Annotated in this window: 20 protein-coding genes; 2 read left to right on the top strand and 18 right to left on the bottom strand. The window is 65.6% G+C overall.

Features of this window, described 5'->3' with window-relative positions; translation table 11 throughout:
* Nucleotides 1-916: DUF3459 domain-containing protein (locus ACESLR_RS05350; RefSeq protein ID WP_373066764.1), on the top strand; the 916-nt coding region annotated here is incomplete at its 5' end.
* 3 nt (nt 917-919) lie between these two features.
* On the top strand, nt 920-2,743 hold the full coding sequence (locus ACESLR_RS05345; protein ID WP_373024705.1) for a glycoside hydrolase family 15 protein: 1,824 nt from the start codon (nt 920-922) through the stop codon (nt 2,741-2,743).
* 68 nt (nt 2,744-2,811) lie between these two features.
* On the opposite strand, the gene ACESLR_RS05340 is transcribed toward ACESLR_RS05345, so the two are convergent.
* From ACESLR_RS05340 to ACESLR_RS05255, 18 genes are all read right to left on the bottom strand, one after another.
* The gene (locus ACESLR_RS05340) at nt 2,812-3,378 is read right to left on the bottom strand and encodes an SgcJ/EcaC family oxidoreductase (protein WP_373024704.1); all 567 of its coding nucleotides are present in this window, start codon (nt 3,376-3,378) and stop codon (nt 2,812-2,814) included.
* Nucleotides 3,379-3,469: 91 nt separating this feature from the next.
* Entirely contained in the window at nt 3,470-4,447 is a 978-nt protein-coding gene (locus ACESLR_RS05335) for a LysR family transcriptional regulator (RefSeq protein WP_373024713.1), read from the bottom strand.
* A gap of 239 nt (nt 4,448-4,686) precedes the next feature.
* Nucleotides 4,687-7,008, bottom strand: a complete 2,322-nt coding sequence (locus ACESLR_RS05330) for a nitric oxide reductase activation protein NorD (RefSeq protein ID WP_373024703.1) — start codon at nt 7,006-7,008, stop codon at nt 4,687-4,689.
* A gap of 19 nt (nt 7,009-7,027) precedes the next feature.
* Nucleotides 7,028-7,831 (bottom strand): CbbQ/NirQ/NorQ/GpvN family protein, encoded by an 804-nt coding sequence (locus ACESLR_RS05325; protein ID WP_373024702.1) that lies wholly within the window; start codon nt 7,829-7,831, stop codon nt 7,028-7,030.
* 58 nt (nt 7,832-7,889) lie between these two features.
* Nucleotides 7,890-8,282: a hypothetical protein gene (locus tag ACESLR_RS05320; protein WP_373024700.1), complete on the bottom strand. Its 393-nt coding sequence runs from the start codon at nt 8,280-8,282 to the stop codon at nt 7,890-7,892.
* Nucleotides 8,279-8,914, bottom strand: coding sequence for a ParA family partition ATPase (parA, locus tag ACESLR_RS05315; protein WP_373024699.1), 636 nt, complete (start codon nt 8,912-8,914; stop codon nt 8,279-8,281). The genes ACESLR_RS05320 and parA overlap by 4 nt, the downstream gene beginning before the upstream one ends.
* A gap of 59 nt (nt 8,915-8,973) precedes the next feature.
* The gene (locus tag ACESLR_RS05310) at nt 8,974-9,255 is read right to left on the bottom strand and encodes a 4a-hydroxytetrahydrobiopterin dehydratase (protein WP_017940799.1); all 282 of its coding nucleotides are present in this window, start codon (nt 9,253-9,255) and stop codon (nt 8,974-8,976) included.
* Nucleotides 9,256-9,290: 35 nt separating this feature from the next.
* The gene (locus tag ACESLR_RS05305; RefSeq protein ID WP_024326278.1) at nt 9,291-9,713 is read right to left on the bottom strand and encodes a bacterioferritin; all 423 of its coding nucleotides are present in this window, start codon (nt 9,711-9,713) and stop codon (nt 9,291-9,293) included.
* 10 nt (nt 9,714-9,723) lie between these two features.
* On the bottom strand, nt 9,724-10,038 hold the full coding sequence (locus ACESLR_RS05300; protein WP_026181393.1) for a BMC domain-containing protein: 315 nt from the start codon (nt 10,036-10,038) through the stop codon (nt 9,724-9,726).
* Between the two features lie 66 nt (nt 10,039-10,104).
* A complete protein-coding gene (locus ACESLR_RS05295; protein WP_012982276.1) occupies nt 10,105-10,398 on the bottom strand; it encodes a BMC domain-containing protein in 294 nt (97 codons plus the stop codon).
* Nucleotides 10,399-10,429: 31 nt separating this feature from the next.
* On the bottom strand, nt 10,430-10,729 hold the full coding sequence (locus ACESLR_RS05290) for a BMC domain-containing protein (protein ID WP_012982275.1): 300 nt from the start codon (nt 10,727-10,729) through the stop codon (nt 10,430-10,432).
* 41 nt (nt 10,730-10,770) lie between these two features.
* Nucleotides 10,771-11,103, bottom strand: a complete 333-nt coding sequence (locus ACESLR_RS05285) for a carboxysome peptide B (RefSeq protein ID WP_373024698.1) — start codon at nt 11,101-11,103, stop codon at nt 10,771-10,773.
* Between the two features lie 4 nt (nt 11,104-11,107).
* Nucleotides 11,108-11,359, bottom strand: a complete 252-nt coding sequence (locus ACESLR_RS05280) for a carboxysome peptide A (protein WP_017940626.1) — start codon at nt 11,357-11,359, stop codon at nt 11,108-11,110.
* Between the two features lie 17 nt (nt 11,360-11,376).
* Nucleotides 11,377-12,786, bottom strand: coding sequence for a carboxysome shell carbonic anhydrase (locus ACESLR_RS05275; protein WP_373024697.1), 1,410 nt, complete (start codon nt 12,784-12,786; stop codon nt 11,377-11,379).
* A 158-nt stretch (nt 12,787-12,944) separates the two neighbouring features.
* A complete protein-coding gene (locus tag ACESLR_RS05270; protein ID WP_411293929.1) occupies nt 12,945-15,863 on the bottom strand; it encodes a CsoS2 family carboxysome shell protein in 2,919 nt (972 codons plus the stop codon).
* A 156-nt stretch (nt 15,864-16,019) separates the two neighbouring features.
* Nucleotides 16,020-16,352, bottom strand: a complete 333-nt coding sequence (locus tag ACESLR_RS05265) for a ribulose bisphosphate carboxylase small subunit (RefSeq protein ID WP_373024695.1) — start codon at nt 16,350-16,352, stop codon at nt 16,020-16,022.
* A gap of 68 nt (nt 16,353-16,420) precedes the next feature.
* Nucleotides 16,421-17,845, bottom strand: coding sequence for a form I ribulose bisphosphate carboxylase large subunit (locus ACESLR_RS05260; protein ID WP_373024694.1), 1,425 nt, complete (start codon nt 17,843-17,845; stop codon nt 16,421-16,423).
* Nucleotides 17,846-18,173: 328 nt separating this feature from the next.
* Complete coding sequence (locus ACESLR_RS05255; protein ID WP_373024693.1) at nt 18,174-21,272, bottom strand: efflux RND transporter permease subunit; 3,099 nt, start codon at nt 21,270-21,272, stop codon at nt 18,174-18,176.
* Nucleotides 21,273-21,281: the final 9 nt, after the last annotated feature.

The following is a 21,281-nucleotide window of genomic DNA, read 5'->3' as shown; positions in this document are numbered from 1 at the left end:
GGCACGGCCGGTCGAGACCGGCGGCTACGGCCTGGACGCGCAGTGGAACGAGGACTTCCATCACGCACTGCATGCCCTGCTGACCGGCGAGTCCGACGGCTACTACGCGGACTTCGGACGCCTCGCGGATGTCGCCCGGGTGCTGACGCGAGGCCTCGTCTATGACGGGCGCTACTCCCACTACCGCCGGCGCACCCACGGTCGACCGGCCTCCGACCTCCCCGGAAGGCGTTCCGTCGGCTGCCTGCAGAACCACGACCAGGTTGGCAATCGGGCCCTGGGGGACCGCATCAGTGAAAACGTCTCACCGGGACTGCTGAGGGTTGGTGCAGCCCTGGTGATGACCAGTCCCTTCGTACCCATGCTGTTCCAGGGGGAGGAATGGGCGGCCGCAACGCCATTTTTGTATTTCACCGATCACAGCGACGCCGATCTGGGGCGTGCGGTGACCGAAGGCCGGCGACGCGAGTTCGCGGCCTTCCGCCGGGACACCGATCCCGGCAACGTCCCGGACCCGCAATCCATCGAGACCTTCGAACAATCCCGCCTGGACTGGAACGAGTTCGAACGCGAGCCGCATGCCGACATCTTGCAGTGGTACCAGGCCCTGATCGCCCTGAGACATGCCCACCCGGCGTTCGGCGACGACCGTCTGGAGGCGATCGAGGCGCATTTCGACGAGGCGGCACGCTGGTTGATCATGCACCGGCCGGGACTCCGGGTGGTGTGCAACCTGCACCCTGCCCCGCAACGGCTGGCGTGCCCGGGCGCCGTGGCCGGGCACCTCCTGCTGCAGTCCGATGCAGGTATCGTGGTGGGTCCGGACAGCCTGGAGCTGCCCGGCGAGTCCGTCGTGATCCTGGACGCGCCGGCCCCCTCCTGCCTGCCCGGCCAACCGTCCATGTCGAGGGAGTGATAAGTGACCGTATCCGACCGCCCCGTACACCGCATCGAGGGCTACCTGCCGATCGAGGAGCACGGCCTGATCGGGAACTGCACGACCGCCGCCCTGGTCGGCCGCGACGGCGCCATCCCCTGGATGTGCGTCCCCCGCTTCGACTCCGAACCCTTGTTCTGCGCCCTGCTGGATCACCAGCGCGGCGGCGCCTTCACCGTGGCCCCGGAACCCCTCGTCGCCTCGCACCAGCGCTACATCCCGGACACCGCCGTGCTGATTACCGAGATGACCGGCCCGGAAGGACGGGTCCGCATCACCGACTGCCTGCCCCTGCGTGCGGGGGCGGACCTCTCCGAGGATGCGCCCGCCGGACGCAACGAATTGCTGCGCCGGATCGAGGTACTGGAGGGCCGGGTCCACCTGCGGGTGCGCATCGTGCCCCGGGGTGGAGCGAAGGTGTATCCGCACGGAGCGGGGCTGGGGCTGACGCTGCACCGCCAGCCGGAACTGGAACTGGCCCTCGGCTCGTCCCTGCCACTGGAGGACGCGGACAGCCTGCACGAGCTGGAGGCGGGTGAACAGCATCACCTGGTGCTCGGCTGGGGGCCACATACACACCGGTTCCAGGCCCGCACCCCGCAGGAGCTGCTCGAGGCCACCCTGCTGGTCTGGAGACGATGGATGCGGCATTTCGATTATGCCGGGCCGCAGGAAGAGCTCGTCCGCCGCTCCGCGGTTACCCTCAAGCTGATGGACTACACCGCGACCGGGGCGATGATCGCGGCGCCGACATCGTCCCTGCCCGAGGCGATCGGCGGCCCGCGCAACTGGGACTACCGCTACGCGTGGATCCGCGATGCGGCCTTTTCGGTCTACGCGATGAGCGAGATCGGCATGACCCACGAGGCCGCCGGGTTTATCGGCTGGGCGCTGGACGCCGTCGATCGCGCGGGCTGGCCCCGGGTCCTGTACGACGTGGACGGCCACCTCCCGCAACCGGAGCGCAGCGATCCGGACCTGGAGGGCTATCGCGGCTCGGGACCCGTGCGCTGGGGGAATGGCGCGGTCGAGCAGCGCCAGCATGACGTGTTCGGGGAGATCCTCGACTGCGCCTGGCGCTGGGTACGCTGGGGTGGCACGCTGGACGATCACCTGTGGGGGCGCCTGCGGCGCCTGGTCGAGTCCGCAAAGGCCGAATGGAAAACCCCCGACCACGGGATCTGGGAAGTGCGCACGGCCGGACGACCCTTTACCTACTCCGCCGCCCTGTGCGCGGTGGCGCTGGAGCGCGGAGCCGCGCTCGCCGAGCACAATGGCATGGGCGGGGACAGCCCCCTCTGGCGTTCCGAGGCGCGGCAGATCCACGAGGCGATCCTGGAACAGGCCTGGGACCCCGAACTCCAGAGCCTGACCGAACACCTGGGCGGCGGCGGCGTCGACGCGAGTCTGCTGGCACTGCCCGGACGCGGCGTCATTCCGGCGGATCACCCGAAGATGGTCGCCACGACCGAGGCCGTCGTGCGCCGCCTGGGCGCCGGCAACGGCCTGCTCTATCGCTATCTGCCGCAGGAATCCCCGGACGGACTGCCCGGACACGAGGGTGCGTTTGTGCTGTGCAGCTTCTGGCTGGCGGACAACCTGCTGGGGCAGGGCCGCCTGGACGAGGCCGAGGCCCTGTATGACGCCCTGTGCGCGCGCACCAACCATCTCGGCCTACTGCCGGAACAGATCGACCCCGCCAGCGGGGCATTCCTCGGCAACTTCCCGCAGGCATTCAGCCACGTCGGCCTGATCTCCACGGGCATCAAGCTGGGACGGGCACTGCAGCGAGACGCGGAGGGCTGAGCGCCGACACCCCGTCCCCGGGGCGAATCCCGGTCCGAACGACGCCCGGACCGGGGGAGCGAGCCCGTTCAGTCGGTCGGCATCATCGACGAGTGGTGATGGACGATCTTCCACTCCCCGTCGCGGTTCTCGTACACGAAGGTGTAGCGCGCCGGGACATCCTTGGTCTCGCCGCCATCGGTGACGCGAAAGGTGTAGGTGCCGGCGTCGGTGAGCTTGTTGCAGCCGAGCTTCACGTTGCGGGTGTTGATCGTCCCAAAGGGCTTCTTCTCGAGGAAGTGCTCGAAGTAGTCCTGGATCTCGGCGTGCGTGGTGCGCGGGACGTTGGAGACAGTCGGCAGCAGCACGGCGTCCTCGGCATAACGCTCGGTGACCTTGCGCGCGTCACCCGTCTGGAGTGCGTCATTCCAGCCATCGAACAGTTCCTCGGCCAGACGGCGGGTCGCCGGGGCGCAGACCACGCAGCTCTCGTTCGGCGGGGTATCGATGGCGCCGAACGCCGGATCCCCGCCTGTACCGGTCACCGGGTGGTGCTGGTCGCGATGCGAGGCACTCAGGCTCAGACGCGCCCGCGGTGCCTGATCGGCGTTGATGAACTGGGTGCCGCTGATGCGCGGCCGGCTGCTCGTGGTCACTGGCAGATCTCCGAGGTCGGCCGTCCCCGGCCGGATGAACGATGAATTGTAAGGGACCCTCCCGGGCCTGTCATGCGCGCGACAGCACCCGTCACCTGGCCTGCGCCTTGAAGGCAGCGAGCAGATCCTCGACCTGGCCGCGCACCCGCGCCTCGTCCTGTATGGCGAAATCGAGAAAGGTCTGCGCGACGACCGACAGCACCTTCTGCTTGGGGTGGACGATGTGCCACTGGCGGTGGATCGGGAAGTGCTCCACGTCCAGCAACGCCACCGGGCCACCCGCGCCCTCGGCGCTGAGGGTGTGCAGCGACAGCACCGCGATCCCCAGACCGCCAATCACCGCCTGCTTGATCGCCTCGTTGGAGCCCAGCTCCATGCGCACGGTCGGGTTGATACCGTGTCCCTGGAACAGCTTCAGGGTTGCCTCGCGAATACCGGACCCCGGCTCGCGCATCAGGAAGGTCTCCCGCTCCAGCCGCTCGATCGGGATGTTGCGCTGCCCGGCGAGGGGATGATCGCGGCTGGCCATTACCACCAGCGGGTTCGGCGCGAATGGATACACGGCGATGTCGGTCAGCCGCTCGGGTACGTGGCCGATGATGTACAGATCGTCGTCGTTATTGGCCAGGCGATCCAGCACACGGTCGAAGTTGCTGACCTCCAGCGACAGTTCGACATCCGGATAGCGCTTGGCGAACTGTCCCAGGATGGTGGGCGCGAAATACTGCGCGGTGGTAATGACCGCCAGGCGCAGGCGTCCGCGCTTCAGCCCGTGCATCTCCGCGAGCTTCATTTCCAGGTTGGTCAGGGCCCCCAGCATCTCGCGGCACGTGTCGTACAGCAGCAACCCCACCTCAGTGGGAAAGGCCTTGCGCCCGACGTATTCGAACAGCGGCAGGCCCAGCGCGCCGGAGAGCTTCTTGATCTGGATGGAAACAGTGGGCTGGGTCAGGTACAGCTCTTCCGCGGCGCGGGTGAAACTGCCCAGGCGCACGATCGCCTCGAACACCTGCAACTGGCGCAGGGTGGCGTGCCGGATCAAATGCGCCGGTAGCTCGGATTTCAGCATCACCTGCGGAAGGCTGGACTCCTTCGCCGGTGTCGAGCTGCTCCCCTTCTTGGCCATGCTAGTACCGCCACCTCTCGAGTCCGACGCAACCCGCGTTCCCCTCAAATGCCAGAACAAGGCGCAGCGCGCCTGCAATGGCCCGGTCCTTGTCAAGCGCCATAACGCCGTCATGGTGCTTCATTGGAGCTCCCGCCGGGCGAGGCGCTGGTCGTGTCGGACTCGATGGGTCACGGTACTCCCTACCGTGTCAGGCCCGCGTACAGCATGGGCAGCTTTTCCGGTAGCCGTTCTATATGGTCCAGCACCATGAAATGCTGCGCGCCGAAGATCCGTTCCACGTACTCGTCGGCCTTCGGGTCCAGGCTGATGCAGAAGCTGTAGACGCCATTCTTGCCAACCTCTTCCACCGCACGCTTGGCATCCTGGCGCAGGTATTGCGGGTCGCGCACATCGGTATCCGCCGGCTCGCCGTCGGTGACGATCAGCAACAGCTTCTTCGCCGAGCCCTGCTGGTGAAGCAGGTGACCGGCATGCCGGATGGCCGCCCCCATACGAGTGGAAAGCTGCCCCTTCATCCCGGCCAGGCGGGCGCGGGCGTGATCGTCGTAGGGGGCATCGAAATCCTTGAAGCGGTAATACTCGACGTCGTGGCGCCCGTCGGAGGCGAAGCCATGGATGGCGAAGGGATCGCCGATCTTCGAGATCGCCCCGCCCAGCAGAGCGGTGGCCTCGCGCGCCAGCTGCACCACGGTCGTCTCGCCATCGGCCAGGGTCTCGTTGGTTGACTCCGACAGGTCCAGCAGCACCAGCACAGAGAGATCCCGCACCTGGCGGACATTGCGCACGTAGATGCGCTCGTCCGGCTGGCGCCGCATGCGAAGGTCGATCTGCGCCTCCACCAGCGCGTTCACGTCCAGCTCGTCGCCCTCGGCCTGTTTGCGCAGACGCTGGACGCCCTGTGGCTGCATCGCCTCGATGAGAAACTTCAGGCGCGAGATCAGCGGCTTGTGCTTTTCGTTGATCGCGTCGATCTCTTCCACGTCGCCCTTTTGCGGACGTCGTTCCAGCAGGGTGACCCAGTGCGGCCGCTCCAGCTGCATCTGGTAATCCCACTCGTGGTAGTGGTACGGCAGAGAAATGGGTTCCCTGCCCTCTTGCTGATTGATGCTCTCGTCCTCGCTGTCGCGAAAGAATTCGGTCTCCAGCACCATGATCAGCTGGGCATCGTCCCCGGCGCCAGGGACATCGAGGGTGTTGATCATCTCCATCAGCGAGACATAGATCCGCTCCTGATTCGCGCCGTTCGCCATCAGCGTCTCGAAGTCCTCTTCCTCGCGGCCGAACGCCCAGATGTAGCGGTTGTCATCGCGGTAGAGCACATCGGGCGCGACCTGCCGCGGGTTCATGTAGCCCTTCTCCGGAAACTCCGGCGCCAGGGTCTCGGCCAGCTCGCGCGCCAGTCCAGGGGCCTCCAGATCGTCCGCCCGTTCGGTCAGGGCCGCGCGGGCCTTGGCCACGAACGGATGGTCATCGCGGTAGTCGGAATCCAGCAGGGCCCGCGCGGTACGGGCCAGCAACGCCTGCGGGGCGTCACCGTCCCCCGGGGTCGCCGTATGCAGCGGCGTCCACAGGTTGCGCAAACCCGGGAAGCCTTGGGTTGCCAGAGCCTCCACGCGTGCGTCCTCGAACAGCTCGGTCAGCACGCCGGTCACGCCGCGCGGCGCCTCCTCCGGCTGCATCTCGCGGGTGTAGACCACGTGGGCCGCGGCATGGGCCGCTGCCGCGCGGTAGAGATCCAGCCCGGTCAGACCTTCCCAGTCGTCGAAGGCGTCCGGGAGAAAGATCGTGAAGCCCTCGATATAGGGCTTGTATCCCTCGCGGGACTCGAAATCTCCACTCGTGGGGCGCATGAAAAAGTCGCGCGCCCACAAAGAACGCAGGTAGAGATTGATGCGACGCTGGACGTCCACGAACAGCGTGCCGCGGCGTTCCTTCTGAAAGACCGAGCGGGATTCGGGCGATTCCAGGCCGAAATACGCAATCTGCGCCTCGAGATCGGTGCGATGGGCCTGTGCCCCCCAGCTTGCCCAGCGGCGCAGGCCGCCGAGCGTCAGGTGGGCCAGGAGCTCGTCCAGGTGTTCCAGCATCGGGCGAACGCCACGCGGCACCTGCCCCAGCAGGTTGTCGACCAGGCGGAGATAACCCGAGAACAGGCCCTGGTCTCCCAGCCGGCGGGCGGCGATGGGGCTGGTGGAGATCAGCAACGTGATCACCGCGGCACTGGTCTTCGAGTACATCTTGATCACCGAGCGGACCAGCTCGCCGACTGCGTCCTCCCCCAGTTCCTGGGCCAGGTTCGGGGTCTCCTGAACGAACGCGATGACCATCTCGGACCCGCGGCCCAGGGAGTGCAGGCTCCGTGCACCTTCCAGGTAGTAGCGCTTCAGTCCACCAGCACTGAACGCGCGCGACGCCTCCTGCCACGAGGCCTCGAGGACCTCTGCGGCCTGGTCCCCGAGGTCCTCGAGGAGGTCCTGGTAGTCCTCCAGATGGATGCTCATCGTGATCCGTCGCAGGCGCCTAGAAGAACGTCGTCACGGCGGAGTCGAGGGCGTCACGCATATCCGGATCGTCCGTGATCGGACGGACGAGGGTCATGCGGCAGGCCGCCAGGGGTGCCACACCCTTGGCAATCAGCGAGGCGGCGTACACCAGCATGCGTGTCGAGATCCCCTCGTCGAGGCCATGGCCCTTCAGGTTGCGCGCGCGCTCCGCCACGCTGACCAGCTTGCCGGCCATATCCTCGTTGACCCCGCCCTCGTGGGCGACGATCCGAGCCTCGGTCGCGTGATCCGGATAGTTGAAATCCAGCGCGCCGAAGCGCTGCTTGGTGGATTCCTTGAGGTCCTTCATCAGGCTCTGGTAGCCGGGGTTGTAGGAGATCACCACCTGGAAATCGGGGTGCGCCTCGACCATTTCGCCCTTCTTCTCCAGCGGCAGTACGCGACGGTTGTCCGTCAGCGGGTGGATCACCACCGTCGTGTCCTGGCGCGCCTCGACGATCTCGTCGAGATAGCAGATGGCCCCATGGCGGGCCGCCTGGGTCAGCGGACCGTCCTGCCAGCGGGTCCCATTGGCATCCAGCAGGTAGCGGCCGACCAGATCCGAGGCGGTCATGTCCTCGTTGCACGCCACGGTGATCAGGGGCTTGCCCAGCTTCCAGGCCATGTGCTCGACAAAGCGCGTCTTCCCGCACCCGGTCGGGCCCTTGAGCATCATCGGCATACGCACCGAGTAGGCCGCCTCGTACAGCTCCACCTCGTCGGCGGTCGGCTGATAGTAGGGCTCTTCGGTGATCCGGTGATCGCGTAGTTCGTCCTGCATCTTTTCGACTCCTCAATCAGAAAGGCCGGGGCAAGCCCCGGCCACCGGCGCGCTGCCCTCAGTCGGGCCAGATACGTTCCGGATGCAGCTCGTTCCCGGTAGTCTCCGGCTTGGCGGATTTTTTCGCCGCAGGCTTCTTCGCGGCCGGGCTCTTCTTGGCCTGGGAGGAGGCAGCGGTGGTACCCGTCTTCCGGGTGGTCGCCGGCTTCTTGCGCGTGGTCGTACGCTTGCGCGCCGGCGCCTTGCGCCTCGGCGTCGCCGCCTTCTTGGTGGCGGCCGTCTTGGTGCTGGCCGCGGCCCGTGGCTGGCTGCTCGCCGGTTCCTGGCTCGTGTCCTTCTGGCCCCCGGCCTGCGTGTCGGCCTTCGCCTGCGGGTCCTGGCTCTTGTCCTTGTCCTGATCCTCGCGCGCACTGCGCACGCCAGCTGCCAGCTTGTCTTGCAGATTGCTCATTGCGACACCTCCTCGATGATAGCTTCGATCTCCGCCGCCGCGGCCTCGCCGGGCTTGCCAAGATCAAAGACAGAACAGCCCTCGAGTGCCGAGCGCCGGTAGATGGCCCGCCGGCGCAGCGTCTGCTCCAGGGCGGGGATGTCGATCTCCATCAGTGCGTGCTTCATCGCGCGCGACAGCGCACTGCGGACCTCGAGCTGATTGACGACGATGAACGGGCGCAGGCCGGAATTCTTGAGCCGAGCTTCTTCCAGGCCCCGCCCCATCCGAACACTGCCCCAGAGATCGACGGGGGACGGCAGAACCGGGATCAGGACCTCATCGGACGCGGCCAGAGCGCCATTGACCGCGCCGCCCTCCAGGGTGGGGGGGCAGTCAACCACGATGTGCTCGTAGTCCTTGCGCAAGGCCTTGAGCTCGCGGTCCAGTGGTCCGGCCACCGCGAACACCGAAGCCGGGAACGGACGCTCGTCGGAGGCCATGCGGGCCCACTGTCCCGCCGAGCCCTGCGGATCGGCATCGACCACAAGGGTTCGCCCGCGCCGCGCAAGACCGGCGGCCAGGTTCATGGTCAGGGTGGTCTTGCCCGTACCGCCCTTCTGATTGACTACCGCGATTACCCTCGAACCCACGCAACAGCCTCCTGCGGAATGGGGCCGGGATGGCCCCGGCCCGTCTAGTATCCCCCGGCTCAGCCGGTGGTGGCATCGGCCAGGCGGTCGACCTCCAGGGCGAAGGCCTTGTCGCCCTCCCCAAGTTGCTCGCCGTCACGGGCGTCGATGGTGATATTCACGTACGTGGTCCCGAAACTGATGTTCGGATGATACCCGTCCTGCTCCGACAGCTCGGCCACGCGGTCGAGAAACTCCCGCGTAATGCCGTATCGGTCGAACGTGAACTGCTTGCTCATGGACGCCGAGGACCCCTTGCCGGGCTCCCAGCCGGCCGGCACCACCAGATCGGTATCCGCCATTGCCTACTCCGCTCGAATTGCCGCATCCGCGTTCGTCACGCGGGATTGCCCTGGGCGTCGATCTCGCGCACGTGTTCCAGCTCGTCCTCGAGAATGCTCTCGAACAACGCAGCATCGTCCACCGCACCCACACGCCGGCAGTAGACGGCCGCCTCGTCATACAGGCGAACCGCCTCCATTTCCAGCTCGCGGTTGCGCGCCAGCAACTCGGCCATGGAACGACCGAGCCGGACCGGGGCCAGTTGGCTGCCGTTGGGGGCCACCCCGTAGTGGAACATGCGGGTCATGAAGCGATCCGCATGGTCCAGTTCTTCCTGGGCGTCGCGACGCAGGCATTCGCTTACGTCATTCATGCCCCACATCGCGGTCAACCGCGCCTGGGCCAAGTACTGCTGAACCGCCGAGAGCTCGTGCGCGACCGCGCGGTTCAGGTATCCCACGATCCGTGGATCGGACATGGATGTCGCCTTAGCTGGCCGAACCACTGGCGGTCGGGGCCGTCGGCAGGATGCCTTCCACTTCGGAATGCACGCGCGCAATGATGTGCGCGGCCACCAGACCGTCCCCCACCCGTTCGCAGGAATCCGCACCGGCACGCACAGCGGCGTTCACGGCACCGGTCTCGCCACGGACCAGAACGGTCACGTAGCCACCACCGACGAACTGACGACCGATCAGGCGCACTTCGGAGGCCTTGGTCATCGCATCCGCGGCTTCGATCGCCGGCACCAGACCCCGGGTCTCGATCATGCCAAGGGCCACACCAGAAATTTCGCTAGCCATCATCTACCTCTTCTTGAAAATGCCGGCGGGCCCGTTACGGACCCGACGGTGTTCGCCTACCGCGAGTTACGGCTTTTCCGGGAGGATGTTTTCCACCTCGGAATGGACGCGAGCAATGATGTGCGCGGCCACCAGGCCGTCACCCACCCGTTCGCAGGAATCCGCACCGGCACGCACGGCGGCGTTCACGGCACCGGTTTCGCCACGGACCAGCACGGTCACGTAGCCGCCACCCACGAACTGACGACCAATCAGGCGCACCTCGGAGGCCTTGGTCATCGCGTCGGCGGCTTCGATCGCCGGCACCAGACCGCGGGTCTCGATCATGCCGAGGGCCACACCAAAGTTTTCGCTAGCCATTACTCAACTCCTATCAAGCGTTACAGATGAATTACTTTTCAACCTGCTCGGGCAGGATGCTTTCCACTTCGGAATGCACGCGGGCGATGATGTGCGCGGCCACCAGACCGTCACCCACACGCTCGCAGGAATCCGCACCGGCACGCACGGCAGCATTCACGGCGCCGGTCTCGCCACGGACCAGCACGGTCACGTAACCACCACCGACGAATTGACGGCCGATCAGGCGCACTTCGGAGGCCTTGGTCATCGCATCGGCCGCTTCAATTGCCGGAACCAGACCACGGGTCTCGATCATGCCCAGCGCCACACCAAAACGTTCAGTTGCCATTGTCTTCTCTCCTGGATTTACAGTTTTTCAAAAAATGACGCTCACGCCGCCTTGCGGGAACCAGCAGAGCGCTGTGCATCGGTCTGGTCTTGTCCTGCATCGTCCTTCGACCCTTCCGTCTTCTTCCCACCATCGTCCCAGTGGTCGATGATGCCGCCGATCGTCAGATCGGTCTGAATGCTGTTGTCGTCCAGCGCGTAGCGCGCAGCCGAGCCGCTGATCGTGAACACCCAGTTACCCGGATGGGCCCCGACCGTGTCGACCGCGACGTTCAGCGCACCCTTCTGGTCCACCAGCACGCGCAGCGACATGGTCTTCAACCCATCCACCCGACGGGTCACCACCAGTTCGTCCTGCACCTGCATGATCTCCATCGAGCTACTGCTCCTCCCAGTAATCGATGATCCCCACGATCGTCGCGTCACTGGGATAGGACTTGTCGCCGGCCGCTTCACGCGCAGCCGAGCTGCCCACCACGATCACCCAGTCCCCGGGTACGCAGCCAACCGCGTCCACCGCGACCGTCCGTGGCCCACCGGCCTTCTCCTGGACCACCAGCAACGGCCGGTGCCCGAGATCGCGGATGCGGTTGGTCGAAACCAGCGTCTTCTCAACCTTGCAGATCTTCATTCCCGTTCCCGTGTACGTCAGGCGGCCAGCGGTTCCAGACGGCTTCCGCTACGTTTGTCGCGAATCACCATGTGGCATCCGATCAGCCCTTTTTCTGCCAGGTCGCGGTAGCGATCCATGATCTGGTTGCGGATGCGGCGGCAACGCGCCTCCACCCTTTCCCGCGATCCCGGCACCTTGCGGTCATAGCGGTAATGGATCACCACCGGCACCGGCAGGCCGCGCTCGACATTCAACTTCCGAAAAATCTTGTTCACCCCGACATCCATGCCCTCGGAGCCCTCTTCCATCGTCTCCAGGTGAGTGAAGTACGCGAAGTTCCGTACCTGCATCTCCTCGATCTCCTGACCAACAATGATCACGCGCTCCCGATGCCCGACATCGGCGTAATGTCCACCGTGGTAGCGCGCAACGTAATCAAGCTGCGAAATGTTGTTCAGCAGCAGCCGCGAGATCAGTCGCAGCATCCCTTCGTGCGGCGCCCCACTACCCCGTCCCCAGCCTTGCTGGTGGATCGCGTCCTGGATCGCCTGGTACACCCGCAGCGACGCGGCCTGTTCATCCAGGCCCTGCGTCGCGCGATACAATTCCGCGCTTTCCACGTAGCGGTACAGGCTCATCCGCGTGTCCGCATCCGGGATGTGGATCTTCACCGCATCCGTGTCCGTGTCCACGCCAATCAGCAAAGTGTCGACCGAGGCCCCACAGCAGTAGGTGTTCTCGATCGCCTGGCGGAAGGCGCGCAACTGGTGCAGCGCGCCATCTGCGGCATCGCGCTCGCTGTTGCCGTGCGCCGCACAGCCCTGGTGGAGCGGATCCGCACCACTATAGTGGTACGCCGCAATCTTCAGGTAGCGACTGGAAACATCGGCCGTGGTCGGCCGTCCCTCGCGGAACCGAAGCAACTCGCGCTTCGTCCAGTGGCGCACGTCCTCTTCGATATCGAACTGCGCGCCGGCATAGCTCTTCACCCGTACCGCCAGGTCCGGCAACCGCAGGATGAACCGGCGCAGGCCCAGCAGGCGACCGTCGGAGCAGGGCGAGATGTCCACTTCGTGGAAATCGCAGTCGAGGAAATACGCGATCGCACTTTCCGCCTCGGCCACCAGATCTTCGCGCCCGGCCCAGTATTCGTTCACCACCTGGTCGAACAGCTCGAACGTCCCATGCAGGTACAGCTCGCGCGTGTCCAGGTCGTTGATCCAGGCGTCCTCGAGCGCCTTATCCGGCAGCCGGTACCCCAGCTGTTCCTGAACCATCGACTGGGCCCGTTCCTCGAAATCACGCTCGTGCTGCAGCGCGTGCACCTCCTTCAATACCGGCACCAGCCGCGCGAACCGGTCCCGGAAGCCCTGTTCGAAGGCATGCAGGCGTTCGTTCATCGCGACATCCGCCAGCGGATGCCCCGGTTGCAGTCCCCGTGTCACATCCGCATCCGAAGACGCGACGGTTGGAACCGCGGACACGGGCGCCGCAGGCGGGGTGGCCGCGCGTGCAGCCACACCCCGGGACTTCGCGAAACGCGAGCCCAGGGGACTGTTCTTGCGGCGACCGCGCACCATAGTGTCCAGTGTCCTTCCCGACCTTAACCGCGCGCCCCGCCGGACAGCGTCACCATAGAACCGGCGTCGCTGTTCCCGGAGGAACCGGTGATCCTGCTCGGGGGCACATCCTTGCGCTCGAGTTCCCGATTCACGTAGGCACTGCGGCCTTCGCCTCGCGGGTTCCCCTTCTGAGTGGCATTACGCCGGGTCGACATCCCTTCGGTACCGGTCACCCGGTCCCCGCGTCCCCAGTCATCGCCGGTAACGGAAATGCCGTTGCTGCTGCCATTGACCGTCACCCGGTCCGCGCCAACCTTTTGGCCTTCGTCGACCGGAGCTGCGGCCTCCTGCTGTTGCCCGCCGTTGTAGCGGAACTCCTCGGTACCGGACACCAGGCCCATTGCCTTGTTGATCGACCCGGTCAGTCGCCCACTCGAGCCATAAGCGGTACCGGTGACGCGTTCGCGGCGTTCAGCCGCCGCCCGCGCCGGCGTTGCCACGCTGAAGCCAGCGTTCGGCATCGGACGCTCCTGCACATGTGGTGCTGGCTGAGCCGGGGCGGCCTGCATCCCTTCCGGACGCAGGCGCGGATGCAGGCTACTGGCGACACTGGCGCAGGTCTGAGCGAACTCGTTGGCGCCGACATACGGGGCTCCCGAGACGTCCTGGCACGCACCGCGCTCGGTACCGGTCACGCGCTCGTCGTAGCCCGGCTGGCTACCGGAGACCGCGTGACCCGGCGTCGAATGGCGCTCGGCCACACGAACCTCGGCCGCCCGAGAATCCTGCGTCTCGCAGAACTGGTCGTACTGGTCCGGCCCAATATAGGCCGTCCCGCTAACCGGTTTGCAGGCTCCGTACTCGTCACCCGTCACCCGGCTCGATCGGCCGACTGCGGTGCCGGAGACCGCCTGATGGTTCCAGGTACGGCCGACCGTGACCTTCTCCGGCGCAGCATCCGGGCGCTGACCACCGCAAAACGCATCGTAATGCTCGGAACCCGCGTATTCGGTGCCGGTAATCGGTTTGCAGCCCCCGTACTCGTCGCCTGTCACATGGATCGAATGGTCCACCTGCGTGCCCGAAACTTCACGGCCGCGCAGGGTGTGCATCACGCCCACCTTGGGCACCCCCCCGGCTGCGGGCTGTTCACACAGCTCCCCGAAGTCGGCCTTGTTGTAGTACGGGGTACCGGTCAGCGACTTGCAGGAGCCCGTCTCGTTGCCGGTCACCTTCGAGCTACGGCCCACCGCCACCCCGGTCACAGTCTGGTCTTCCATGGTGTGCGACTCCTGGACCTTGGCTGGCGTCGGCTCCGGGCGGGTTCCGCAAAAGCCCTGGAACTGTTCGGTGCCTAGATATTCCGTTCCGGTGACCGGCTTGCAGCTGCCGTATTCATCACCCGTGACCTTGACGGAGCGCCCGACTTCGGTACCGGTCAGTTCACGACCGCGAAGGGTATGCATGACGCCGACCTTCATCGGCGCTCCGCTGGGCTTTCCCGTGTTGCAGGGCACCTCGCTAGCCGCGGTGTTCAGGTACTCGGTACCCGTCACGTCGCGGCAAGAACCGGATTCGTCGCCCGTGACGTTGGGGCTGCGACCGACCGAAGTACCTGACACGCCCTCGCCTTGGCGCGTCATCATCACGCTGGTGCGGACCGGACCGGCCTGAGGGCGGGTCCCGCAGAAGCCCTCGTACTGTTCCGTGCTGAGATACTCGGTGCCCGTGATCGTCTCGCAGGATCCTCGTTCGTCGCCCGTCACGCGGGTCGAGCGGCCCACCTCCGTACCACTGACGGTCTGCCCATGGGAGGTATGCGAGGCCCCGACCTTCGGGGGGTTCCCCGCCGGCCGGACGCCACAGTAACTCTCGTAGTGCTCCTGGCCCAGGTATTCGGTACCGGTGATCGAGGAGCAGCTGCCCGCCTCGGTGCCGGTCACGCTGGCGGTGCGTTCGACTTGCGTGCCACTGACGGGGCTTCCGGCAAGCGTCGTGCCTTCCTCGACTTTGGGCGGTGCATCACCCTCGGCCGGCCGCGGACGACCGCAGGGGCGACCCGGTTCGGAGGAACCACGGCCCAGCTTGCAGAGTTCTTCACGGCGCTGGCGCGCCACTTCCCGCGTCGACATGCCCTTGCGTTTCGCCGCTTTCCATGCGCCTTCCTGCGGCAGCGTGCCGCGGGCCTGCCCACCCTTGAAACGGCGACGCAGAGCCTGCTTGCCGTTTTGCGCCATCGCATCCCGGCGGGCCATACAGATCGCCCGCACCTCGGAGATCATCGGGTGCGCGCCGGCGGCCTCACCCCCGGACTCGACCTTGTCGCACAGCTGGTCCAAACCGCTTTCGACTACGGCATTTTCCTGTGGCGAGCCCGTTTCGAACGCATCTTCACGTTGCGACTCGTCGCCCTTGCTCGATTCCTGCTTCCCCGACGCGGCCGGTTCCTGGCCCTTCAGGCGGTCCTCCCGGCGCGGCTCCGGCGCCGTGGCCTTCTTGCCTGCCGTGGACAGGGCCTGTCGACGCAGACGGCAAATCTCGCGACCGCTCATGTTCGAGCAGTCCACATCGACGTTCTGCGAATGGGCCAGCGCATCGAGCTGGCGCGAGCGCTCGGCACCCGCGCGGGCCATCCCACCGGAGACCTGTGCCCGCGTATTCGTACGGCCCACGGCCTTCTTGCCCTGGCGCGCCATCTTCTGGCGACGCTCAAGGGCCGCCTGTCGGCCGTTGGAGGCCCCCGCGTGGGCCCCCGGCTCCGGTCGGCGTTCGGGGATGGTGTCGCGGGTCTCGGAGACCGGCGACTGGGATTCACTGGAGTGCGTCTCCGGCTCCCGCGTCTGGGATGCCGGGGCGGATTCCGGCCTCGCCTGGCGCGCGTTACGCGCTGCCTCGGCGGAACGGCTGTTCCCCTTGTTTTGGCCGGTCGACTTCACGGCAGCCTTGCCATTGCGGGACATGGCCTTGCGCCGTTCGAGGGCACGTTCACGCCCCGAGAGACCGTCAGACGCTGATGTCGGATTACTCATGGCACTTCCTTACAGTTGGCGGCAGCAACAGTAAATAACGCTGTACTGAACTGCCGGGTCCGCGCGGACCCGGCAGGCATCGGGTCCTTAGCGACCGCGATCGACCACGAAGGCCGTACCCTGGCTCTGGGCGTAGTTATCGTAGGCGAGGAAGCGAACCATCATGCCGGGATTGGCACGGCGGCATTCTTCGATCTCCTGAAGGACGGCTTCCACGGACTGCTCGCCGAACATCGGGAGCTTCCACATGTACCAGTAGTGGGACATGGCGTGTTCCTTCTCGCTGTACTCGATCGCCGGGTTCCAGCCCTGGGCAATGGCGTATTCGATCTGACGACGAACCTGATCGGCGTTCATCTCCGGCAGGTAGGAGAAGGTCTCGTACTTCTGAACCGGCTTGAAGTGCTGAATATCGGACATGTCATTAATCCTATGCGCTTGTTCTTGATGGGTGCGGGCAGCGCGTCAGGCCGCCCGCACACGAGCGATCATTTGTGCTGGACGTCCAGCTTGTCGGTGGTGTCAAACTCGAACTTGATTTCCTTCCATGTCTCCATGGCGATCTTCAGTTCGGGACTGTGCTGGGCGGCCTGGGTCAGGATCTCCTTGCCTTCCTTCTCGATGTCGCGACCCTCGTTGCGCGCCTGGACACAGGCCTCGACGGCCACGCGATTGGCAGCCGCGCCCGGAGCATTACCCCACGGGTGGCCCAGGGTGCCGCCACCGAACTGCAGCACGGAGTCGTCGCCGAAGATGGAGACCAGGGCCGGCATGTGCCAGACGTGGATACCACCGGAGGCCACGGCGAACACGCCCGGCATGGAGCCCCAGTCCTGATCGAAGAAGATACCGCGCGAGCGGTCTTCCGGGACAAAGGATTCACGCAGCAGATCGATCCAGCCAAGCGTCGCGGCGCGGTCGCCTTCGAGCTTGCCGACCACGGTGCCGGTGTGGAGGTGGTCACCGCCGGACAGACGCAGGATCTTGGCGAGCACACGGAAGTGGATACCGTGCTTCGGATGACGGTCGATCACCGCGTGCATGGCGCGGTGGATATGCAGCAGCATGCCGTTGTCGCGGCACCAGTTGGCCAGGCCCGTGTTGGCACAGAAACCGCCGGTGATGTAGTCGTGCATGATGATCGGTGCGCCAATTTCCTTGGCGTACTCGGCACGCTTGTACATCTCTTCCGGGGTCGGGGCGGTGACGTTCAGGTAGTGACCCTTGCGCTCGCCCGTTTCGGCCTCGGACTTCTCGATGGCTTCCATCACGAAGTCGAAGCGGTCACGCCAGCGCATGAACGGCTGCGAATTGACGTTTTCGTCGTCCTTGGTGAAGTCGAGGCCACCACGCAGGCACTCGTACACGGCACGGCCGTAGTTCTTCGCGGAAAGACCCAGCTTCGGCTTGATGGTGCAGCCCAGCATCGGACGGCCGTACTTGTTCAGCTTGTCGCGCTCGACCTGGATTCCCATGGGCGGGCCGCCGCAGGTCTTCACGTAGGCGATCGGGAAGCGCACGTCTTCCAGACGCAGCATGCGCACGGCCTTGAAGCCGAACACGTTACCGACCAGGGAGGTGAACACGTTCACCATCGAGCCTTCTTCGAACAGGTCGATCGGGTAGGCGATGAACGCGTAGAAGGACTCGTCGTCACCCGGGACGTCCTCGATCATGTAGGCCCGACCCTTGTAGTAATCCATGTCGGTCAGAAGATCGGTCCACACCGTGGTCCAGGTACCGGTGGAGGACTCGGCTGCCACAGCGGCGGCTGCCTCTTCGCGGTCGATACCGGGCTGCGGGGTGATCTTGAAACATGCCAGCAGGTCAGTATCCAGCGGCGTGTATTCGGGCATCCAGTATGTTTCGCGGTAATCCTTGACGCCCGCGGAGTACTTCTTGGCGGCAGACATGTGGCCTTCTCCTACGCGTTGGTTAATCGTGATGGTCGCCTAGATTAGGGAGGGTGATAGCTAATAACAAATAAATAATCTAGATACGACCAATAGACTATCGTTTATATAAAAGCCGGACAGCGAGGGGCCCACTGACCGGCGGGGGTTCGGGTTCGCAATGGCGCAGCGCCGGGATGAATCCAGGTCTGCCGCCAGCTTGCGCGCGACGATTGTAGTCCAAGACCGTATCCGTTGCATGCCTTTGCCGGGATGGGCCGCACATCCCCCTCTGACGAAGCATCCGTCGACGGCACGCCCCTCCCGGATCCGGCCTGGCAAGCGGCTGTCACGATGCCGTCGCGGTGGCCGGGTCGCCACTGCCGGCCCCACCATAATCGCGCGCAAGGTAGAGGTAGATGGCCGGCACGACAAACAGCGTGAAGAGCGTGCCGATCGCCATCCCGCTGGCAATCACCAGGCCCATCGCGAAGCGCGAGCCGGAGCCGGCCCCGGCGGCCATCAACAGGGGCACCATCGCCACCACGGTCGCGGTCGTCGTCATCAGGATCGGACGCAGACGCAGGGACGCCGCCTCCTCGACGGCCTCGCGTAACGTGCGCCCCTGGCGCTGAAGCTGGTTGGCGAACTCCACGATCAGAATGCCGTGCTTGGCGATCAGGCCGATCAGCGTCAGCAGGCCCACCTGGGTGTAGATGTTCAGCGAGGTCACGCCGAGACTGATGAAGATCAGCGCGCCGGCGATGGACATCGGCACCGTGGCCAGGATGATGAGCGGGTCGCGGAAGGACTCGAACTGGGCCGCCAGCACCAGGAAGATCACCAGCAGGGCGAAGAAGAAGGTGACCACCAGTTCACCCCCCTCGGCCTTCAGCTGGCGCGACTGCCCGGCGTAGTCAACATTGACGTCCGGTGGCAGGACCTCCGCGGCGATCTGGTCGATGATGTCCAGCGCCTCGCCGAGGGTCACGCCCGGGCGCGGCACGCCGGACAGGGTCACCGCGTTGAGCTGCTGGAACCGTTTCAGCGAACGCGGCGTGACGGACTCGTCCAGCGTCACGATGCTGGAGAGCGGGATCGGGTCGCCGTCGCGCGTGCGGGTGAACAGTTCTTCCAGCTGCTCCGGGTTCAGGCGCTCGCTGCGCTGGATCTGGGGGATCACGCGGTAGCTTCGGTTCTCCATCGCGAACCGGCCGGCGAACCCGCCGGAAAGCATCGTGGCCAGATCCGCATTGAGCGTGGCCATGTCGATGCCGAGCTGCGCGGCCCGCTCGCGGTCGATCTCCAGATCCACCTGGGGCTGGTCGAAGTCAAGGTCGGTGTCCATGAAGATGAAACGCCCCGTCGCCATCGCGCGTTCCTGGATCTCGCCGGCGAACTGCTCCAGTTCCTCGAACGAACCGGTGGAACCCAGCACCACGCTGACCGGCGCGCCATCCCCGGGGGTAGGCAGCTGCGGCGGCTGGATGGCGAACACGTCCAGCGCCGGGATGCGGTCCAGACGCGGCTGCAGATCCTCCTCCAGGATGGTCTCGGTGTCGCGGTCGCGCTGATCCCAGGGCGCCAGGACAAAACCGCCCAGCGCCCGGTTACTGGCACCGGCAATGCCCGGGCCGCCCCCGAAGCCGTTGACGATGAAGATGTTCTCAAGCTCGGGGATTTCGTCGAAGAAGCGATCCGTCAGCATGGTGTTGCGCTCCAGCCAGTCCAGGCCCATGTAGGCATCACCCTCCATGGTGGCAAAGGCGAAGCCCTGGTCCTCCGGCGGTTCCAGTTCGCTTTGCGAGGTCACGAACAGGAAGTAACAGGACACCAGCACGATGGCCCCGAACACGGCGATGGTAAAGCGGTCATTCAGCGCCCCGTGCAGGCGCCGCCGGTAGCGCTCCTGAAGACCCTCGAAGCGCTCGTCGAGCCAGCTCTCGATGCGCCCGCGCTTCTCCACCGAGCCGTCGCGCAGAATCTTGGAACACATCATTGGCGACAGCGTGATCGCGACAATGCCGGAGATGACCACGGTCGCCGCCAGGGTAAAGGCGAACTCGACGAACAACGTTCCGGTCAGCCCGCCAATGAACCCCAGCGGCAGGAAGACCGCCACCAGCGTGGTCGACATGGCGACGATGGGCCAGGCCAGTTCGCGTGCGCCCTGGATCGCCGCATCCATGCGCGACATGCCCTCCTCGATATGCCGCGAGATGTTCTCCAGCATGATGATCGCGTCGTCCACCACGATACCGATCGCCAGTACCATCGCCAGCAGCGTCAGCAGGTTCAGCGAGAACCCCATCAACAGCATCAGCATGAAGGTCCCCACCAGCGACAGCGGAACCGCGACCGCCGGGATCAGCACGCTGCGCAGCGAACCGAGGAACAGGTAGATCACCACCAGCACGATCACCAGGGCGAGCCCGATGGTTACCAGGACCTCGTCGATCGCGCTCTGGATATAGTCGGTGGAGTCATAGACGATCTCGCCCTCCAGCCCTGACGGCAGTCGCGGCTGGATGCGCTCGTCGAATACGTCGCGGACCTCGGCGATCACGTCCAGGGCATTGGCATCCGGCGCCAGCTCGATGCCGACGAACGTCGCGGCCTGGCCATTGAAGCGCACCGAAGTATCGTAGCTCTCGGAGCCCAGTTCGACCTCGGCCACGTCGCCCAGGCGCACCAGGTCGCCGTCGGTCTCGAACAGGATCAGCTGTTCGAACTCCTCCGGGCGGCTGAGATCGGTGTCGGCGGTCAGATCCAGTCCGACCATGGAACCGCGCGTCTGGCCCACGGCCGAGAGCACATTATTGCGCTCCAGCGCCTCGCGCACATCGCGTCCGGTGACACCGAAGGACGCCATGCGGTCGGCATCCAGCCAGGCGCGCATCGCGAAACTCTGGGCGCCGAGGATCTCGGCGCGCTGCACGCCATTGACGGTGGCCAGCTCGGGCTGCACCTCGCGGATCAGATAGTCGGTGGTCTGGTTATTGGACAGGTGCTCGGAATAGAACGACATGTACATTGCCGCCACGTCCTGCCCGACCGAGAGGTCCACGACGGGGTCCTCGGCCTCGGAGGGCAGGTCGCTCCGAATCTTGTCGACCTGCGCCGAGATCTGGGTCAGGGCCTCGTTGGGGTCGTAGTCCAGCTCCAGGTGGGCCTCGACGATGCTGATTCCCGCGCGGCTGGTGGAGACGAGGTAATCGATCCCCTCGGCCTCGGCGACCTCGCGCTCCATCGGGGTAGTGATGAAGCCCTGTACCAGATCCGCGTCGGCACCGATGTACGCAGTGCTGATGGTCACCACCGCGTTCTGCACCTCGGGGAACTGGCGCACGTTCAGATCGAACACCGCGCGCACGCCGAACAGCAGGATGAACAGGCTCACCACGGTAGCGAGCACCGGCTTCTGGATGAAGATGTCGGTAAAACGCATGTCCGGGCG

It is taken from the genome of Thioalkalivibrio sp. (assembly GCF_041685615.1).
GTDB lineage: Bacteria > Pseudomonadota > Gammaproteobacteria > Ectothiorhodospirales > Ectothiorhodospiraceae > Thioalkalivibrio.
Note: the sequence above shows the minus strand (reverse complement) of the source record. Positions and strands in the feature narration are given on the sequence as shown.

What these genes read in the sequence shown, in the direction of transcription:
- ACESLR_RS05305 (WP_024326278.1), bottom strand. Translation starts at nt 9,713, where the DNA reads ATGTCCGATCCACGGATCGTGGGATACCTGAACCGCGCGGTCGCGCAC.
- ACESLR_RS05255 (WP_373024693.1), bottom strand. Translation starts at nt 21,272, where the DNA reads ATGCGTTTTACCGACATCTTCATCCAGAAGCCGGTGCTCGCTACCGTG.
- ACESLR_RS05320 (WP_373024700.1), bottom strand. Translation starts at nt 8,282, where the DNA reads ATGAGCAATCTGCAAGACAAGCTGGCAGCTGGCGTGCGCAGTGCGCGC.
- ACESLR_RS05260 (WP_373024694.1), bottom strand. Translation starts at nt 17,845, where the DNA reads ATGTCTGCCGCCAAGAAGTACTCCGCGGGCGTCAAGGATTACCGCGAA.
- ACESLR_RS05285 (WP_373024698.1), bottom strand. Translation starts at nt 11,103, where the DNA reads ATGGAGATCATGCAGGTGCAGGACGAACTGGTGGTGACCCGTCGGGTG.
- ACESLR_RS05330 (WP_373024703.1), bottom strand. Translation starts at nt 7,008, where the DNA reads ATGAGCATCCATCTGGAGGACTACCAGGACCTCCTCGAGGACCTCGGG.
- ACESLR_RS05290 (WP_012982275.1), bottom strand. Translation starts at nt 10,729, where the DNA reads ATGGCAACTGAACGTTTTGGTGTGGCGCTGGGCATGATCGAGACCCGT.
- ACESLR_RS05270 (WP_411293929.1), bottom strand. Translation starts at nt 15,863, where the DNA reads ATGTCCCGCAATGGCAAGGCTGCCGTGAAGTCGACCGGCCAAAACAAG.
- ACESLR_RS05295 (WP_012982276.1), bottom strand. Translation starts at nt 10,398, where the DNA reads ATGGCTAGCGAAAACTTTGGTGTGGCCCTCGGCATGATCGAGACCCGC.
- ACESLR_RS05325 (WP_373024702.1), bottom strand. Translation starts at nt 7,831, where the DNA reads ATGCAGGACGAACTACGCGATCACCGGATCACCGAAGAGCCCTACTAT.
- ACESLR_RS05265 (WP_373024695.1), bottom strand. Translation starts at nt 16,352, where the DNA reads ATGTCCGATATTCAGCACTTCAAGCCGGTTCAGAAGTACGAGACCTTC.
- ACESLR_RS05300 (WP_026181393.1), bottom strand. Translation starts at nt 10,038, where the DNA reads ATGGCTAGCGAAATTTCTGGTGTGGCCCTTGGCATGATCGAGACCCGG.
- ACESLR_RS05310 (WP_017940799.1), bottom strand. Translation starts at nt 9,255, where the DNA reads ATGGCGGATACCGATCTGGTGGTGCCGGCCGGCTGGGAGCCCGGCAAG.
- ACESLR_RS05280 (WP_017940626.1), bottom strand. Translation starts at nt 11,359, where the DNA reads ATGAAGATCTGCAAGGTTGAGAAGACGCTGGTTTCGACCAACCGCATC.
- ACESLR_RS05335 (WP_373024713.1), bottom strand. Translation starts at nt 4,447, where the DNA reads ATGCTGAAATCCGAGCTACCGGCGCATTTGATCCGGCACGCCACCCTG.